The following is a 16,625-nucleotide window of genomic DNA, read 5'->3' on the forward strand; positions in this document are numbered from 1 at the left end:
GATATGCCCGGCCGGAGGCTCGGTCGAGCCTCCGGCCGGGCGGCGGACCTCTACGGCGAGGCCCTTACGGAGTCGTGGTTTTCACCGGTTCGGCGGTTGTGACCTTCACCGGGTCGGTGTCGGGTGCGCTGTGCCGTTCGGCCCAGTTCTCCAGGGCCGTGCGGCAGGCGTGGTCCAAGTGGTGCAGGCCGGACAGATCCACCTCGATCGGCCGGTCCTGGGGAAGGGCTTCCAGGCTGTCGAGTATCTTCGGCAGCCGCAGGAACGTCGCGTTGCCCGACAGGTACACCTGGATCGGCCCGGCGCCCTTGTCTATGACCTCCGTCTTCAGGTGCGATGCCTCCCAGGCGGTCTTGATCACCGCCAGGGCCAGACCGATGAGCACGCCCTCGAACATGTTCACCGCGACGATCGACACAGCCGTGACCATGAGGATCAGCGCCTCACCCTTGTGGCCCCGCCACAGACCGGCGATCTGGCGGAACGGGATCAGCTTCCAGCCCGCGTGCACGAGGATGCCTGCGAGCGCGGGCAGCGGGATCAGCGCCAGCGCGGAGGGCAGCGCGGCGGCGAACAGCAACAGCCACACGCCGTGCAGCACCCGTGACGCCTTCGTCTTCGCGCCCGCGTTGACGTTGGCGGAACTGCGCACGATCACCGCGGTCATCGGCAGCGCGCCGAGCAGACCGCATACCGTGTTGCCCGCGCCCTGGGCGATCATCTCCTTGTCGTACTGGGTGCGTGGACCGTCGTGCAGCCGGTCCACCGCCGCCGCGCTGAACAGCGACTCGGCCGAGGCGATCAGCGCGAACGCGATGATCGTGCCCCAGATGGCCGGGCTGGCCAGCTCACCGAAGGCGCCCGCGCCGGGCGGCTGGATGACGCCGAGCAGGCCCTCCACCTCGACCGTGGCGACCGGCAGGCTGAAGGCGAGCGAGGCGAGAGTGGCCAGCATCACCGCCGCGAGGGCGCCAGGCACGGCCTGCACCGCCTTCGGCATCTTCTTCCACAGCACGATGACGGCGACGGTGCCCGCGCCGATCGCGAGTGAGGTCACGGCCTCGGTGCTGCCGAGCGCGTCGGCGAACGCCCCGGGCAGTCCCACGATCTTGCCGATGCCTGTCTCCGGGGCCTTCAGGCCCGCCGCCGCGTAGATCTGGCCGGCAATGATCACCAGACCGATGCCGCAGAGCATGCCCTCCACGACGGCGACGGATATCGCCCTGAACCAGCGGCCGATCTTGAGGAAGCCCATGGCGAGCTGGAGCAGTCCGGCGATCAGTACGATCACGCCGAGCGCGGCCACGCCGAACTCACTGACCGCCTCGAAGACCAGCACGGTCAGGCCCGCGGCCGGGCCGGACACCTGAAGGCTGCTGCCGGGCATGAGCCCGGTGATCAGGCCGCCGACAATGCCGGTGATCAGGCCCAGCTCCGCGGGGACGCCGGAGGCGACCGCCACACCGACGCACAACGGCACGGCGACCAGGAAGACGACGATGGAGGCGGCGAAGTCCTGCCGCAGGTAAGGGAACTTCGACACCACTGTCAGCCCCCTCACAACGCCTCGAACGTGTCGGTCTCCACACGGTGTTCGCGCACCGCTCCGGTGTGCACTTCGTAGTACCAGCCGTGCAGCCGGAGTTGGTCCGCCTGCAGACGCTTCTCGATGCAGGGGTAGGACCGCAGCCGCAGGAGCTGCGTCAGGACGTGGTTCTGCACGGCCTCGGCGACCGTAGGGTCGGCCTTGTCGGAGCACTTGGGCTCGTCGGCGGCGTGCGCGAGCCAGTCGCGCACGGCGGGTACGGCGTTCAGGTCGTCGCCGCGCACCACGGCGCCCACGGCGCCGCAGTGGGAGTGGCCGCAGACCACGATGTCGCGGACGCCGAGGACCTCTACGGCGTACTCGATGGTGGCCGCCTCGCTGGTGGGGTGCTCCAAGGCGTACGGCGGGACGATGTTGCCCGCGGTGCGCAGCTCGAAGAGCTCGCCGGGGCGGGCCCCCGTGATCAGGGCCGGAACGACCCGGGAGTCGGAGCAGGTGATGAACAGGACCTCGGGCGACTGGCCTTTGCCAAGGCCGGCGAACTCCTCAGGGCGCTGTCCGAACATGCGGGCGTTGTCGATGAGGGGCTGCATGATGTGGTGACTCCTCCTGGCGCGCCGTGGGGGCGCGTCGGGCTGACAGGACAGGTGTGTGGGGGGCTGCTCTGCTGCTCAGCAGCGGAATACCTGAAGTGCCGCCGGGGAGTGCCCCGTTGAGGCTCTCGACGTGCGGTGGTGCGCGGTACGGGGTGTGCCCGGCTCGTCAGCCTTCGAGGCCCCCTGCCTCAGGTGCGGACGGTCGGGTGCCTCGGGTGCGCAGTCGGCGGCAGTGCGGTGCCGGTCGCGGGTGCCCAGGGGGCCGGTCGGATCCCCGTGGCGGCCGGCGTCCCGGCAGGTGACGGTCTCGTCGCGCAGCGCCTTCCCGGAGGGCTTGATTCCGGGCTGACCCTTGGCCACGGCGTGACGGGCTGTGTGCGCGGATGCGAAGGATGCGGTGGACGCGAAAACCTGGAGGCCGAGCAGGACGGCGGCGAGGATCGACGCCACGGTCCGGGCTGTCGCGCTTCGGAACATGAGCCTCCCTCCAGGTAGTTCGCGGTCTCTAGAACATGCCAACGCTTAGTCAATGATCCACCAAGAAACACAATAACCCTGCAAAATCCTTTGCAGGGTTAACTTAAGGTTTCGACCTGAAGAGAGCCTGAAAGCGTGTCGTGGGTGGCGTGAACTGGCCTTCGATGTGCTGAAGTTCGTCCCCTTGAGCCGGGTCACAAGCTCGACGAGCCGCTGGGTGTCCCGGGTCGGCGCCGCGACCGAGAGATTGCCCAGATGTCTCCCTGCGGTGACTGCCCTTCAATATCGTCGCGGGTTGACGCCTTCTGGAAGGAAGTCCGGACCCGGGGCTGAGGAACGCCCAGCGGCCGGAAGTCGGCCCTGCCCGAGTTCGTGACGGACTGGCCGGAATGGCGGAAGAGCGCCCTACGGTTGAGGAGTTTTCCAGTCCAGGCGCTCGCGACGCAGCCGCACCATGGCCATCCACTCCAATGTGAAGGGAAAGCCGCCCAGGGCGAGTGCGGCCGTCCCGGACACCTCGAATACCGCGCCCTCGCTGTCCAAGAGCTGCGCGACGGTCTGAAAGGAGAGCTGGAACCTGACGCCGGCCGCGATGTCGCCGGTGGCGGCGCGGAAGACTCCCAGGACGAGCGCGAAAGTGAAGAAGATGAAGAGCCGATTCAGGGTGGGGGCCACACCGACCAGGAACCCGAAGAGGGTGAAGAGACCAACCCTTCGGGCAGCGCCTCATAGGGAAACACCAGAACGGCGAACAGCACGGCGACCCCGGTGATCTCCGCGGCGGACGTCGGCGGAGCGATCTCCGCCCAGCCCAGTCCCAGACAGAGCGTGAATCCGATCGCGGCGGGGGCCGCCCAGCCACCTGCAACGAAGGAAGCCCCAGGTCGGCCCAGGGGCGACGGTCCAACAGACGCCAGGCCAATGCGACCATGGGAACCACGAGCACGGCGGTCAGTACGGCCGCAGACAGCACTGCACGCGATGCCCCCGGCAGGTTCTTCCCTCATGGTGCACCGCAGACCGGGTCCACGGTCCGTACGCCTCCTGGTAGATGGGCGCAGGCGCGGCCGACCGGACATCGGCGCTGATCCAGGATCGGGCGCCCCGGTATCGTCTGAATTCCCCCTTTCATCGGGGAAGTGTTTGGAGGTGGTGGTGAGGCCGCTCCTCCGGTGGGCTTCCTGCGCGGCTGTTCCCAGCGCGGTCGGTCACCGAGTTTGAGGGCTTCGCCGAGTCGGCTCGAGGTGTGGAACTGCGCGGGGGGCCTGCTTTCTGTGGCCCGGCAGGCAGGCACCGCCCGGTTTGTTGCTGGGACCTCTCACCGGCACCCTGCAGTCAACTGACATACGATTCCAGCGCGCCGCGGCGCCGGATGTCGAGGGTCGCGCAGTGGAATGAGCCGCCGAACGGCGCGTAGTGCATGACGTCGTACGGGATCGGCTCGACCCCCCCCTGCTCGAGCGCGCGCAGCATGCCGGTGTGGTGCCGCTCCGCGACCACCCGCCTCTCGTCGACCATGAGCACGTTCATGCTGAGCCATTTGCCGCACATCGAGGTGATCCTCAGCAGGAGTTCGTCGATCGGGTCGGGCTCAGGGGCGACCAGGACGTCCCACGAGTTCAGGACGTCGGGTAGGCGGTCGACGTCGATGTGCTCTGGATTGACCAGGACCTTGCCGGCGCCGAGCGGGACGAACGTCGTGTCGATGTGCATGGGCGTGCGGCAGCGGCTCTCGATCTCGTGGATGCGATAGCCCGGTCCGAGATGGCGCCGCAGCCACTCGACGCCCATCCGGTTGGTGACATTGCTCCGGGTGACGAACAAATCCCCGGCCCGCGCGCACGAAGTCCGCGGCGTCGAAGACCGGCTCGAACTCGGTGAGGATGTAGCGCATGGGCTCGCCGGGCTTGGGTGCACGGAAGTCCTGCTCGAACAGCTCGTCGGTGAGCTGCGGCTTCGGTGCCGCCGTCCAGCGGGCGCCGCGCCGGAAGTAGTCCTTGAGGATCGGGCGGTAGGAGTGGGTCTCGAAGTACCGGCAGGGCCAGGCCATCGGGGTTTCGATGATCTCGTCGCCAATCACGAGGAGGCTGTCGCGCGGACAGGTGTTGCAGAAACCCCGCGATGACCAGTGCGGGGTGCCGAAGCGTCGCCTGTGGTCGACCGCGTCCGGGCGCTGGACCGTGACGCCGAGAGACCGCAGGAGAGAAATGAACTGATCGAGTTCGTGCTGCGCCCGCTCGATCAGCACACGCGGATATTTGAAGCCTGCGGCAAGCCACTGCACACGCGCCGCCCATGGTGGGACGTTGCAGGCCACGACCGGATGCTTGGAAGGGATCGTCGCGCCTTCGAGACGCCCGACGACGACCTCCTCCAGCGGGTCCCACTCGTTGTGTGAATTGACCGGCGAAACGAGAGGCTCCGTGGCGTTGTCTGTCGTGGCCGATGACGCCGACATCACGTGCAGTCCACAGCCCACGCATGGGCATCGTTGTCTGCCACCGCCGTCAGAATGCCGGACCTCAGTGCTACCGCCATGTTCAACCGCTTCACATCGCAGAAACTCGTCATTGCCTGTACCCAACACGTTACTCAAGGTGGCCTGGCAGGGCTGTCCGCGTCGCATGCGCCACAACACCGCCGACAGTCCGTGTACCGCCGCACTCATCCCCCCGGTACGCGTAGCGCCGCCGAGTGCGTGCCTGTACGGCCGGGGCCGCGTGCGCGGTGACCTCGGCCTGCATCCGCGCAGCCCTGATGGCCCCGGCAAGTGACCGACTAGCGGGGCTCACTGTGAGTCCCATGCCCCGGCCGGAGTAGCGTCCGTGGGCTGGGCGTCCCGTCTGACGGTCAATGGTCTTGGGGCCTTTTGTGTTCCGGCTTCTCCAGGTACTCGGGGCAGTCGGGGTTGTGGCAGGTGCCCGGGCCCCACACCGGCACGAAGATTCCGAGAGTCTTGTGCCGTCCCCTGATGGTCATTTCGAGGGGGTGCTTGCAGACCGAGCACACCTGCGTCCCTGGCGGGTCGGTCTCGTGCGCGGCTTTGCTCATTCTTTAACAATAGGCTGTGTGGCCGGGGAAGGGGACGGGCCGCAGGTCGTTCACCGCAGTGATGATCAGTGCGCTGGCCAGGGTGTTACCGGGGCGGATCATCCCGCTGCTGGTCCTGTTCACCATGTGCGCCGGCAGGTCCGGGGTTCTCGGTTGGGGGGTCTGACAGGGAGGGTGCTTTCTCATCCTGTGCGGCGGCTGTCAGGTGGAGTGGGGCGGGTCGCAGCAGGCTGAATATGACGGATGCGGCCAGAACAACGACGATGACCGCGAGGCTGATCGGTGAGGGGATTTCCGGGATGCTTGGGCTGATCATCTTGTGGGATGCCTGGAGGATGAGCTTGATGCCGATGAAAGCGAGGATGATCGCCAGGCCCTTGTTCAGGTAGTGGAAGCGGTCCAGCAGGCCCGAGAGCATAAAGTAGAGGGCGCGCAGGCCCAGGATGGCGAACGCGTTACTGGTGTAGACGATGAAGGCGTCGTCGCTGACAGCGAGGACAGCGGGGACGCTGTCGACGGCGAAGATCAAGTCGGCTGCCTCGATCGCGGCGACTACCGCGAGAAGCGGGGTGGCCACACGTTTGCCGGCCTCCCTGACGAAGAACTTCATGCCGGCGTACTCGTCCCGGACCGGCATGAAGTTGCGGAGCATCCGCACGGCGAAGCTCTTGCCCGGGTCGAAGCTCTCCTCCTCGTTCTTGAGGAGCTTGTAGGTGCTGTAGAACAGGACGGCGGCGAAGGCGAACAGCACCGCGGTGAAGCGGCTGACGACGGCGACACCGAGCGAGAGGAAGATCCCGCGGAAGACCAGGGCGCCCATCACGCCGAAGAACAGCACCCGGTGCTGGTAGGCGCGCGGCACCTTGAAGTAGGCGAAGATCACCGCGAACACGAACAGGTTGTCCACCGACAGGCTCTTCTCCAGCAGCCACGCGGTGGTGTACTCGGTGCCGGCTGTCTCGCCGAGAACGAGGAAGACGACACCGGCGAAGACCAGAGCGAGGCTCACCCACAGGGCGCTCCAGGCGGCAGCTTCCTTGAAGCCGATGACGTGCGCGGTGCGGTGGGCCAGCAGGTCCACCGCCAGCGACACCACCACCGTCGCCGCGAACGCCCCCCACAGCCAGAACGGGACCTCAGGCACAACCCGTCACCTTCTCGGCGGCCCACGCTGATACGGGCTCCTATACGGGAGTCTGCGACATTTCACTGGACCGGGCGACATCAGGGCTGGGGGCGGAGCATGTCTGGCCGCGTCAGCTTCGCGGTGCGTGCACGCCACGAGGCGAGCGGCGCTCGGTACGCGGAGGTCTCCGTCGCCGGGCCGGGTGCCCCGGAGGACTTGGCGGTCGCGGGCGGTCGCGTAGACGGGCTTCTCGCTGTCCGAAGTTGATCAGCGGCGTACCGCAGGCTATGGCGGTTGCCCTGCGGGCATGCGGGCGGTGGCGAAGAGAGGCAAGGGCAAAGAGCCGGGTATAGCCTGAATTTTGCCGATTGATTGGCATGCGTCACTCAACACGTGGGAGAGGCTCATGACCTTCGTCCAACTCATCGACTGCAAGACCAGCAATGTCGATCAACTCAACCGGCTGATGGACAGCTGGGTCGAGGCGACCCAGGGCAAGCGGACCGCCACGCACTCGATCGTCGGTCGGGACCGCGGGGACTCCAACCATGTCGTCGAGATCGTGGAGTTCCCGTCCTACGAGGAGGCGATGAAGAACTCCAACCTCCCCGAGACCAACCGCATCTTCGAGGAACTCGTCGCCGCCTGCGAGGAGACGCCCACCTTCACGGACCTCGACGTCGTACGGGACGAGCAGCTCAACAAGCTCGTCGTCCGCCGCTTCTTCGACGAGGTCATCAACGCCAAGAACCTCGACCTCGCCGACGAGCTGTGCACCGGCAACTACCGGGAGCACGACCCCTCCCTCTCCTCCTACGACGTGGACCTCGCCCAGGCCAAGCGGGAGAACGGCGAGATCCTGGACGCCTTCAATCCCCGGCTCACCGTGGAGAGCATGATCGCCGAGGGCGACCTGGTGACCTGCCGGATCACCTTCCAGGGTCGGCACACCGGCACCTACCAGGGACTGGAGCCCACCAACCGGGACGTCGCCGGAACCGGGCACGCTACGTTCCGCTGCCAGGGCGGCAAGATCGCCGAGAGCTGGTGGAACTGGGACGACCTCGGCCTGATGCGGCAACTGGGGGCCGTGCAAGCCTGACCCGTCCCAGGCTCTGGTTGCGTGAGACGGCACGCCGAGTAAGGGGCGGTCTTATGGAGGCCGCCCCTCAATCGTGTGCCGTGGCCGTCGGTAACGGCAGCGGCGAGGAAACTCGCGATGTGATCACCGAGCGCTCGGCCGTCGCCCGGCACGCCGTAGCACCTGTCCTGCGACGACATCGAGGGCCGCAACGCCTTCGACGACCCCGCGGGCGCCTACGGCCTATGGCCCTTCGCCGGGTTCGTCGACCTGCTGGCGGACGCCTGCGCCGCGAACCTTGTCAGCGACGACCGGTTCGCCTGCGCCAGCCCCGGCTGGCTGCTGCGCGAACTCTCCTGCGCGGTCGCCCGCTTGCCCTGGCCTTCAGGATGCACCGCCCAATTGTTCCAGCTCCTCCACAGCGACTACGTCCTCAGATGATGGAGCGGTCGCCGAAACGGGCTTGTCGTAATCGGTCAGCGTGAGATCGCCGGGCTCGCCCCCGCCTTTTGTGACGACCCTGAGGATGTAGGGCTCGTCCTCCGTGGCGACGTAGGTGTTTGTGGTGGCGCCGTCCTCTTCCTTGGTCAGTGTGATGGTTGGTTTGCCGTCGACCTCGGTTTCCCCTCTCTTACAACAGCTAACACAATGAGGCGGATCGCCCCTGATGGCCGTGTCCAGGGCGGTAGTTGAGCGTTCGGTCCGGTGTGGGGACATCGCCGTGGATCGTGTCGGATGAGCTGTGGGACCGTCTTGAGCCGTTGCTGCCGCAGCGCGCGAGGCGCTTTCGGTACCCAGGGCGTAAACCGTTGCCGGACCGGGAGGTGCTGTGCGGGATCCTGTACGTATTGCACACCGGCAGCCAGTGGGAGTACCTGCCCAAGGAGCTGGGCTTCGGCTCGGGCATGACCTGCTGGCGGCGGCTGCGGGACTGGAACGAGGCCGGCGTCTGGCAGCGGCTGCACGAGGTCCTGCTGGCCGAACTGAACGCGGTCTCACGGCTCGACTGGTCCCGCTGCGTGGTCGACTCCTCCCACGTCAGGGCGTTAAAAGGGGGCAGCACACGGGCCCCTCGCCGGTCGACCGAGGCCGCGCCGGCTCTAAACACCACTTGATCACCGATGGGCACGGCACCCCGCTCGCGGTCCTGCTGACCGGCGGCAACCGCAACGACGTCACCCAGTTGTTGCCCTTGCTCGAGGCGATCCCGCCGGTCCGCGGCCGGGTCGGCCATCCCCGCCGCAAGCCCGACTCACTGTTCGCCGACCGCGGCTACGACCACGACATCTACCGCGACCAGGCCCGCGAGCGAGGCATCATCCCGGCCATCGCCCGCCGCGGAGCCCGACACGGCACTGGGCTGGGCACCTACCGTTGGGTGATCGAACGGAGCTTTGCGTGGCTGCACGGCTTCCGGCGGCTACGTGTCCGCTGGGAACACAGGGCCGACATCCACGAAGCGTTCCTCAAACTCGCCTGCCGCCTCATCACCCACCGGCAACTCAAGGCACTGCGCTGACATTGGGGTGCAAGGTCGCTGGTCACCGCGTGGGTGTCCGTGGCTCATGTCATGATCCGGCCTCATGATTGACCGTTCACTTTCGCCCTCCTGGCTGGCGTCGTGGATCGACAGAGTCTCGGGGACCCTGGCAGCGATGACAGGCGAGTTCGAGAGTCGGCACGGCTTTCCCCCTGGCACCAACGAGGTCCGGCCAGCCGACCACGAGGACCACGCCGCGGCTCGCACGCTTGCCCAAGTGAGCCTCATTCCAGCTGACCTGGTTACCTTCTACGAGAGCATCGGCGACGTCACCTGGGAGGACGTCGGCAACGGCTACTTCATCGACCCGGCAAGTGACGTCCTGCTGCGGCTCCAGGAGTACGGCGCTGTAGACCTGGGCGCGGACCGGAAGGCCCATGGCCTGGTCATTGGCTCGAACGGTGGCGGCCTGTCCTACGTCGCCTGCCCCAGTGGTGCGGTCTATCGCACGCGGACGGCGTCGCTGGACGACCCGGAACTCGACAAGGTGGCTGATGACCTGCGGCAGTTTCTGGAGTTGCTGGAGCGATCCCTGACACGGTTCGTCGCCGACGGCGAGCCGGGATACCTATAGGTACAGTTCCCGGCGCCCATTCTGTTAGTCGCTGTAAGGGACAACGCGATGAGACGCACTCGCGGCCTCGTCGAGGTCGGCCAGTTGCTTGAGCGTCGGCAAACCTCACGCTCTCGCGCAAGGAAGGTCTGCGGGCCATGGCCGAGGCGTCGCCCCGCACGCAGCCGGAGCCGCGCCCTTGTTGAACCGGCGCGTCGTGCGGGGCTACGGCCTGCTGCAGCGACCGCCGCGTCAGGTGTGCACGATGCCGGGCGGAGATAAGGGGATCATCGAGGCGCACCCTGTCCCCGGCCCTTGGATGTTAGAGGTTGCGTGGCGTCACCAGGCCGGATTCGTAGGCGACTACCACGAGTTGGGCGCGGTCGCGGGCGTGGAGTTTGGTCATGGCCCGGTTGATATGGGTCTTCGCGGTCATCGGGCTGATCACCATGCGGTCGGCGATCTGGTCGTTGGACAGGCCCTGCGCGACCAGGGTGACGGCCTCGCGTTCGCGGCCGGTCAGCTCCTCCAGTGCGGCACCAGTGGTGGGGAGGGGCTGGGTGACGTACCGGTTGATCAGCTTGCGGGTGATGGACGGGGCGAGCAGCGCGTCACCGCGGGCGGCTACCCGTACGGCGTGCAGTAGGTCGTCCGGCACGATGTCCTTGACGAGGAATCCGGCGGCGCCGGCGCGCAGCGCGTCGAGGATGTACTCGTCCATGCCGTAGTTGGTGAGGATGACGACGTGCACGCCGGCCAGGGCCGGGTCCGCAGCGATGCGCCGGGTGGCCTCGATGCCGTCGACGACCGGCATCTGGATGTCGATCAGCACGATGTCGGGCAGGTGCTGCTTGGTGAGCGCCAGGCCCTCCGCGCCGTCGGCGGCCTCGGCCACCACCTCGATGTCGTCTTCGAGGTTGAGGAGTGCACGGAATCCGCTGCGGATGAGCGGCTGGTCGTCGACCAGCAGGACACGGATCATGAGGTGTGGTCCACGGGGAGTTCGGCCTGGACGGTGAAGCCGCGCTCGCTGCGCGGCTGAGCACACAGGCGGCCGCCGAGGGCGGTGACGCGTTCACGCATGCCGAGCAGCCCCAGGCCGGGCATCGGCACCGTGTCCGGCGTGGCCTTGCCGTCGTCATCGACCTGGATGGCAAGTGAGTCGGTCCGGTAGTCGATGCGGACCGACGCGGTCGCGGCAGAGGCGTGCCGGGCGATGTTGGTCAGCGACTCCTGAACGATCCGGTAGGCGGTCCGGCCCACCGCGGCCGGCACGTCAGGCCGCTGTCCCCCGATCGTCAACGTCGCTTCAAGGCCGGCCCTGCTCGCCTGCTCCACCAGCTCCGGGATGTGGTCGAGCCCGCGGGGCGGGGTGGTGTCGTCATCGCGCAGCGCCTCCAGGGTGGCGCGCAGTTCCCGGGTCGCCTCACGTCCGGCCGCCTGGATTGCCAGCAGGGCCTCGGGTACCTGTTCACCCCGCCTGCGGGCCACGTGGACGGCGACTTCCGCCTGCACCTTGATGATCGAGATCTGGTGAGTGAGCGAATCATGCAGCTCCCGCGCGATGTGCAGCCGCTCCTCATCTGCGCGGCGCCGCGCTGTCTCCTCCCGGGTGCGTTCGGCTTCGTCCGCCCGCTGCTCGGCCTGGCGCAGCGCCTCCCCGGCGGCAAACGCGGCGATCAGCCAGGCAACCTCAAGGACGTGGCGGGCCTGCGCCAAAGCCTCGCCCGCAGGCCCACCGTGGAAGACCAGCACAGTGAGGTGAAGAACAACCAGCATGGTCACGGACGCCGCCACCGTGAGAGCGCGGTGCCCGGCCCGCACCGCGCCGTACACCGCAACCAGGTACGAGACGGCGAGCACGTCGAAACCGGCCGCCTGGTAACCCACCGCGCTCAGCCCGGTGACGGCCAGGACGGCCAGCGGAGCGCGGCGACGCGCGGCCAGCGCGAGGCCGCCAGCCGCCAGCAGCGCGTAGCCGAGCACGTCGGGGTCCGCGTCGGGGTGCTCCCCGGACAGCCCGGTGCCCAGCAGCAGGGCCGCCACACCGAGGGCGATCGTCCAGTCCCTGACACCGGCCGGGACACCAAACCGTCCTTTGTCCATGCGCGCACCTTAGCCAGGGGTCGCTGCAGGCGAGTCCCGCTCGTGGAGGAGTGGTCGGCTACCGCGCCCGCGGTAGCCGCGCGGCGCCTGCCGCATCCGCAGCAGGAGCCTGCGGCATCGGCGGCAGCGCAAAGTGCCTGCGCCTGCGGGACGACCGGCGGCGCGGTCGGCAGGCACGATCGGGACACATCCGAATCTCGGAAACGAAACGCGTGAAAGTCGTGAAAGAGGAGAGCGACATGAACTCACCCGAAGCCCTGACGATGTCGATCCAACTTGTGACCGCCGCCGAGGATTACAGCATCCAAGGGCGAGGTCCGTCCGTTGTGGCTGATCTGGTGGCGCTGGCCAGTGTGGCCATCGGCGCGCTGGCGCTGGCCCGCGCTAAAGGACGTATCGGCACCGGTAACGGGCGTACCGGTGCCATCGTGGCCATGGCGGTCGGGCTGACCGGCATAGTTCTCGCCGGGGTGGCGCTGGCCATCGCCGACGGTGGTCCCGGCACCGGCAATGGGGTAGTCGGATCCGTCTTTGCCATCGCGATAGGGCTGATCGGCATAGTCCTCGGGGGCCTGGCTCGGGCCCCCTTCCGCCGCACAGACCTACCGGCTGACCGGCTGACGGGCTGACCGGCTGACCGGCTGACCGGCCGCAGCGAATACGAACGCGGCCGGACATGGTCAGGCGCGGGCCCGTGACGAGTACGGCGAGGGCCTGTGCCTCAGGGCCCCAGAAGGGTCAACTACGCCCGCGGACCGGCAATGGCTACCCGGTCCGGGTCGACCAGTTTCCCGAGTTTGGGTCGTTCCTGGAAGACCTGGATAGGGACAGACCTGCCGATGACACCCGAGAGGGGACAAGATCGTGAGACAGAAATGCCATGTCCCTCAAATGAGACAACCGGGAAGGCCCAGGCGACGACAGCGGCACGGGACACTCCGAGTGCCGGCCTACACCGGTGTGGGGCGCTCTGGACACGGTTCGCCTCTACCAGCATGTGGTGGCCGCCGGGACGCTCTACACCCTCGCGATGACGACCGAGGTGTGTGAGGAGCTGGGGTTGGCGACGGTGCCCCGGGAGGTGACGCCGGGCCTGCGCCCGGTGATGGAGATAGCCGGTGTCGACTCCGAGCTGATCGACTGGTCGTCGACCCGCCGTCAGCGGATCGAGGACGTTCTGGAAGGCCTCACCTACAAGTACGCGCAGAAGCACGGGCGGCTGCCCGGCGAGCGCGCCCGCCAGGGCCTGGCCTGGTGGGCGGCGCAGGAGACCCGCCCCGAGAAGAAGACCCCGCGCCCGTTGAAGCAGCTGCTCGCATGGTGGCGGGCGTCCGCGCTCCTGAAGTTCGGCAAGCAGGTGGTCGACGGGCTCCTTCAGCGCTGCCGCACAGCGGATGCGGCGATCCGGGCCCAGGGTGGACCCGGTGGTGGACACCGCGCTCGCTGCCGTCGACGTCGCTGCGGTCGTCTTCACCGTGCGCGGCACTTTTCGCCCGCCGTCACGTCCTGGCCGAAGCCCGCCGTCACTTGCTGGAGACCCTGCGCGGCCAGGAGTTCACGCGCGGCCTGGACGACTACATCGCCGACCGCGCCCTGTCCGACCACTCGCGTCAGCTCACCGTTCCCCAGCCCGGCCGCCGGACCCCGGCCGTCCAGGTAGGGCTTGTAGTCATCAAGGAGGGAGGGCCGGTTCTTTGCCGGGTGGACAAGACCTCGACACGGCCACCGGTGAGGCGGTGGCTCCATATCTGCCAGCCGAAGCCGGCCGCACCGGTGACGGCTCCGAAGACGGCCAGCTCATTCGTCCAGTTCATGATCCGGAGCGTAGAGAGCCTCGAGCACGGCCGTCCGGCGATCAGTCCTCTCCCTGCTGCGGCTGCCTACGCGCGCGTGCTGACGTAACGCACGCCCGGGCCCCACTTCTCCTGCACCGGCGCCATGCACCACTGGCACAGCGGGCAGCCACCGGAGCCGTTACTTGTGGGTCTTGCGCTGGCAGCCGGCGCACAGACCGACCCGGTCACCGGGGCAGGTCAGCGCGGACGGGTCCGGCTCGGAGACCGGGGGCGGGGGAGTCGACATCGTGCGTCCTGTTCTAGGCGGCGACCACCAGCCGCCTCGCCCGCAGGATAACCGGCCGAATGACACGCCTGTTCGAGCCGTGCCCGGACAGGAACGCGACTCCCCCCAACCGGCCAACTGGCCCTCCGATACGGTCGCGGCATGACCGGAGCCTTGCGCCCTCCCCAAGCCACCTGGGAATACTGCCTTTCCGCCGCTGACGAGCTGGTGCTGTGGCACCTGCGGCAGGGCGAGGACGTCCCGGAAGCCGATCGTCCCCGGGTGGTGACGCTGATCGGCGCCGCCGCGTACGGCTCGCCTCCAGCATCTGTCTGGAAGGGCCGCAGATCGCCGGCCTTCCGCTCACCGGCCCCGATGAGAGCCGGTCCGGCAGCGTCCGAGGCGTCCTGCAGCACCACGCCCTGGTCGCCCTCCAGACCTGCCCGTACGAAACCCTGGGCGCTGCCGAGCGCGAGCAGCTGCTCGCCGCGTACGGCAGCCCCACGTTCGAACTCGCGCGGGAGACGGCGGTCGCGGTGATCGACCACCACGTCCGATCCTCGGGGGAGACGGGGCAGCCCCACCCGACCATCAGGGACCGCGCGCCCGCGGTGGCCGGCGCCCGGGCGGCTGGGGGCCAGGGTGGACGTCGATGAGGCCCGCAGCCGCCAGCAGTGCCTGACGGCGGCCGGGGCGATCTGGGTCGTCTACGACGGAGCGATCGCCCTCCAAGGGGCGTCCCGCTCCGAGGACATCGAGATCAACGCCTAGCCTGGGGCTGGCCTGTTCAGGACTCGCCGGGATCGGAGCCGGTGATGTGGTCGAAGCCCTTCAGCAGCGGGGTGAGCTCCTGGGCGCACCCGCACAGCACGCACTGCCGCGTCGCTGGGTTCGCCGCGACGTCCAGGGCGCGCTTCCAGTCGAGCAGCGGCGCGTCCTTCGGCGCCTCCTCGCAGAGCGTGCAGGACACCCTGGGCGGGACCGCGCCCGCCGCCCACCTTCTGCAGCACCCACCCCGAAGGCCGGCGCTCCCCGAGGACCTCCCGGACCACTGATTGCGGCGACCGCTCCAACCTCTCGGTGACGACCTGGTCGTAGTCGACGCCGTCGACCCGCCGCACATGCTCCGGGGCACGCACCCACACCCGGTACTCCGCCGCCTCCACGTCGACGTCCTCGAGATCTCGGTACGACGGCGGGCCCACCAGGTACAACCAGCCCGTTTCTGTCTGGCGTCGTTTCCACAGCCGCGCCACGATCTCCTGCTGCTCAGTCCCGAGCACGGGGTCGGCGGGCAGCACGACCCGCACGGGTACCGGCATCGGCTCGGAAGGCGTCGTCACGGCCACCACAGTAGGAAGTCAGCCACGGCCGCTGCCTCGCCTGGAACTCCCGGCCGCACCACCTGAGTAGGGCAGTGGCGTAGATCAGCGCGTCACGGAGAGGATGGGCGCGACCAGCAGGCGGCAGAGAGGGACGGCATGACCGGATTCCCCGGCCCCACAAGCTGAAGGCCTGGCGGGGCATCGCGACCCGATACGACAAGACACCCGAGAGCTACCTTGCCGGCCTCCACCTCCGCGCATCGAAATGATCTGGACCAACGACCTCCTGCAGACACCTGCTTGATCACACCCACACACAGGCCCTAGGTGTATTGCCCTAGGCGAGGAGATGTTCTTCGTTGACGCCGTCCCACTGCAACTGGACGGCAGAGAGATCCAGAGGCAGGCCGACGGGCAGGAGGTTCTTCGGCTTGAAGTGGATGGGTCCCGCCGCTTTGAGGAAGGCGCCGCCGGTGGGCGACCCGTCGGGGTTGGTGCCCCGAGGCGGGGGCGGGAAAGTAGGCATGCTGCCGCTTGCCTTTGCGGGCTGGGTGGTCTCAAAGAAGAGCGGTCCAGCGAGGTCACCGAACCGCTCGAAGATCATGTCCATCGACTGGACCCAGGTGTGCATAAGCCCGCCCGGACCCATCTCGAGGGTGCTTAGGGGGGACACGTCGATGTCGGGAAGCTTGAGCGTGACCTGCCCGAGCAGCGGATGACTGGCAGCCATGGCGAAGTTCAGGGTCCGAAGACGGACGAAACTCGGGCCGCCGACAAGGACTTCCACCGCAATGCTGCCGATGAAGTTCAAGCGGGGAAGAGGCGGGGGCAGTGGCACCACCAGACTGGTACCGAAGGCGTTCATCGACATGTTGATGGTCTGCCCAATCGGCAGCAGCGCGGCGGCCCGGCGCTGAGTTGCTTGGGCGTTCGGTCCAGTGGCCAGCAGCAGTCCCGTGCCGACAAGGGCGGCAGCGGCCGCTTGGCGGAGCATGTGGCGCCGCCCCAAAGGTGTCGGTGAAGTCACGATGGTCAGTCTCGGTTACCCGACAGCAACCGAGCACTCCTGACGGACATTGCCACCCATGCGAGTGACAGAACCGATTGATCACGACATCACACAGGCCCTAGTACTGCAACGGTGCTTGTTGTGACTGCTGGCC

The 16,625-nt window shown here is 67.9% G+C and carries 16 protein-coding genes and 3 pseudogenes; 8 read left to right on the plus strand and 11 right to left on the minus strand.

All coding sequences use genetic code 11. From position 1 onward, the window contains the following. Positions 1 to 64 precede the first annotated feature (64 nt). From ACTMVF_RS14290 to ACTMVF_RS14315, 6 genes and pseudogenes are all read right to left on the minus strand, one after another. On the minus strand, positions 65 to 1,543 hold the full coding sequence (locus ACTMVF_RS14290) for a SulP family inorganic anion transporter (protein ID WP_441271382.1): 1,479 nt from the start codon (positions 1,541 to 1,543) through the stop codon (positions 65 to 67). A 14-nt stretch (positions 1,544 to 1,557) separates the two neighbouring features. Continuing rightward, on the minus strand, positions 1,558 to 2,139 hold the full coding sequence (locus ACTMVF_RS14295; RefSeq protein WP_441271383.1) for a carbonic anhydrase: 582 nt from the start codon (positions 2,137 to 2,139) through the stop codon (positions 1,558 to 1,560). Between the two features lie 78 nt (positions 2,140 to 2,217). Continuing rightward, positions 2,218 to 2,619 (minus strand): hypothetical protein, encoded by a 402-nt coding sequence (locus ACTMVF_RS14300; RefSeq protein WP_441271384.1) that lies wholly within the window; start codon positions 2,617 to 2,619, stop codon positions 2,218 to 2,220. Between the two features lie 405 nt (positions 2,620 to 3,024). Beyond that, the gene (locus tag ACTMVF_RS14305) at positions 3,025 to 3,294 is read right to left on the minus strand and encodes a hypothetical protein (protein ID WP_441271385.1); all 270 of its coding nucleotides are present in this window, start codon (positions 3,292 to 3,294) and stop codon (positions 3,025 to 3,027) included. A gap of 660 nt (positions 3,295 to 3,954) precedes the next feature. Beyond that, positions 3,955 to 5,077, minus strand: a pseudogene (locus ACTMVF_RS14310) (amidinotransferase). A gap of 678 nt (positions 5,078 to 5,755) precedes the next feature. After that, a complete protein-coding gene (locus tag ACTMVF_RS14315; protein WP_441271386.1) occupies positions 5,756 to 6,814 on the minus strand; it encodes a TerC family protein in 1,059 nt (352 codons plus the stop codon). Positions 6,815 to 7,202: 388 nt separating this feature from the next. Here ACTMVF_RS14315 and ACTMVF_RS14320 point away from each other — a divergent pair, with 388 nt between their 5' ends. Continuing rightward, entirely contained in the window at positions 7,203 to 7,898 is a 696-nt protein-coding gene (locus tag ACTMVF_RS14320; RefSeq protein ID WP_441271387.1) for an ester cyclase, read from the plus strand. A 363-nt stretch (positions 7,899 to 8,261) separates the two neighbouring features. Here the strand turns inward: ACTMVF_RS14320 and ACTMVF_RS14325 are convergent, their stop codons facing one another. Then, positions 8,262 to 8,594, minus strand: coding sequence for a hypothetical protein (locus ACTMVF_RS14325; protein WP_441271388.1), 333 nt, complete (start codon positions 8,592 to 8,594; stop codon positions 8,262 to 8,264). Between ACTMVF_RS14325 and ACTMVF_RS14330 the strand changes: the two genes are divergently transcribed. Together ACTMVF_RS14330 and ACTMVF_RS14335 are read left to right on the plus strand one after the other, a co-directional pair. After that, positions 8,585 to 9,396, plus strand: a protein-coding gene (locus tag ACTMVF_RS14330; RefSeq protein WP_441271389.1) for an IS5 family transposase whose coding sequence is annotated in 2 segments (ribosomal slippage) — positions 8,585 to 8,908 and positions 8,911 to 9,396 — 810 coding nt in all. Because the reading frame shifts where the segments join, the coding sequence is not laid out codon by codon here. The two genes, ACTMVF_RS14325 and ACTMVF_RS14330, sit on opposite strands and share 10 nt — an antisense overlap. Positions 9,397 to 9,532: 136 nt before the next feature. Then, complete coding sequence (locus ACTMVF_RS14335; RefSeq protein ID WP_441271390.1) at positions 9,533 to 9,991, plus strand: SMI1/KNR4 family protein; 459 nt, start codon at positions 9,533 to 9,535, stop codon at positions 9,989 to 9,991. 301 nt (positions 9,992 to 10,292) lie between these two features. On the opposite strand, the gene ACTMVF_RS14340 is transcribed toward ACTMVF_RS14335, so the two are convergent. Together ACTMVF_RS14340 and ACTMVF_RS14345 are read right to left on the minus strand one after the other, a co-directional pair. Further along, on the minus strand, positions 10,293 to 10,952 hold the full coding sequence (locus tag ACTMVF_RS14340) for a response regulator (protein WP_441271391.1): 660 nt from the start codon (positions 10,950 to 10,952) through the stop codon (positions 10,293 to 10,295). Next, the gene (locus ACTMVF_RS14345; RefSeq protein ID WP_441271392.1) at positions 10,949 to 12,076 is read right to left on the minus strand and encodes a sensor histidine kinase; all 1,128 of its coding nucleotides are present in this window, start codon (positions 12,074 to 12,076) and stop codon (positions 10,949 to 10,951) included. Before ACTMVF_RS14345 ends, ACTMVF_RS14340 begins: the two co-directional genes overlap by 4 nt. Positions 12,077 to 12,315: 239 nt before the next feature. Here ACTMVF_RS14345 and ACTMVF_RS14350 point away from each other — a divergent pair, with 239 nt between their 5' ends. The 4 genes from ACTMVF_RS14350 (at position 12,316) to ACTMVF_RS14365 (ending at position 14,908) form a co-directional block, all read left to right on the plus strand. Then, on the plus strand, positions 12,316 to 12,705 hold the full coding sequence (locus tag ACTMVF_RS14350) for a DUF6223 family protein (RefSeq protein WP_441271393.1): 390 nt from the start codon (positions 12,316 to 12,318) through the stop codon (positions 12,703 to 12,705). Between the two features lie 329 nt (positions 12,706 to 13,034). Beyond that, positions 13,035 to 13,736, plus strand: a complete 702-nt coding sequence (locus ACTMVF_RS14355) for a relaxase domain-containing protein (RefSeq protein WP_441271394.1) — start codon at positions 13,035 to 13,037, stop codon at positions 13,734 to 13,736. A 634-nt stretch (positions 13,737 to 14,370) separates the two neighbouring features. After that, positions 14,371 to 14,793 (plus strand): hypothetical protein, encoded by a 423-nt coding sequence (locus ACTMVF_RS14360; RefSeq protein ID WP_441271395.1) that lies wholly within the window; start codon positions 14,371 to 14,373, stop codon positions 14,791 to 14,793. Further along, on the plus strand, positions 14,780 to 14,908 hold the full coding sequence (locus tag ACTMVF_RS14365; RefSeq protein WP_441271396.1) for a hypothetical protein: 129 nt from the start codon (positions 14,780 to 14,782) through the stop codon (positions 14,906 to 14,908). The genes ACTMVF_RS14360 and ACTMVF_RS14365 overlap by 14 nt, the downstream gene beginning before the upstream one ends. Before the next feature lie 16 nt (positions 14,909 to 14,924). Here the strand turns inward: ACTMVF_RS14365 and ACTMVF_RS14370 are convergent. Next, a pseudogene (locus tag ACTMVF_RS14370) lies at positions 14,925 to 15,459 on the minus strand (DUF6233 domain-containing protein). A 179-nt stretch (positions 15,460 to 15,638) separates the two neighbouring features. Here ACTMVF_RS14370 and ACTMVF_RS14375 point away from each other — a divergent pair. Further along, a pseudogene (locus ACTMVF_RS14375) lies at positions 15,639 to 15,766 on the plus strand (IS5/IS1182 family transposase); the annotation flags it as partial. A 33-nt stretch (positions 15,767 to 15,799) separates the two neighbouring features. On the opposite strand, the gene ACTMVF_RS14380 reads toward ACTMVF_RS14375, so the two are convergent. Continuing rightward, positions 15,800 to 16,489, minus strand: a complete 690-nt coding sequence (locus ACTMVF_RS14380) for a hypothetical protein (protein WP_441271397.1) — start codon at positions 16,487 to 16,489, stop codon at positions 15,800 to 15,802. Positions 16,490 to 16,625 lie beyond the last annotated feature (136 nt).

Origin of the sequence: Streptomyces sp. SD31 (assembly GCF_052068475.1) — a bacterium.
GTDB lineage: Bacteria > Actinomycetota > Actinomycetes > Streptomycetales > Streptomycetaceae > Streptomyces.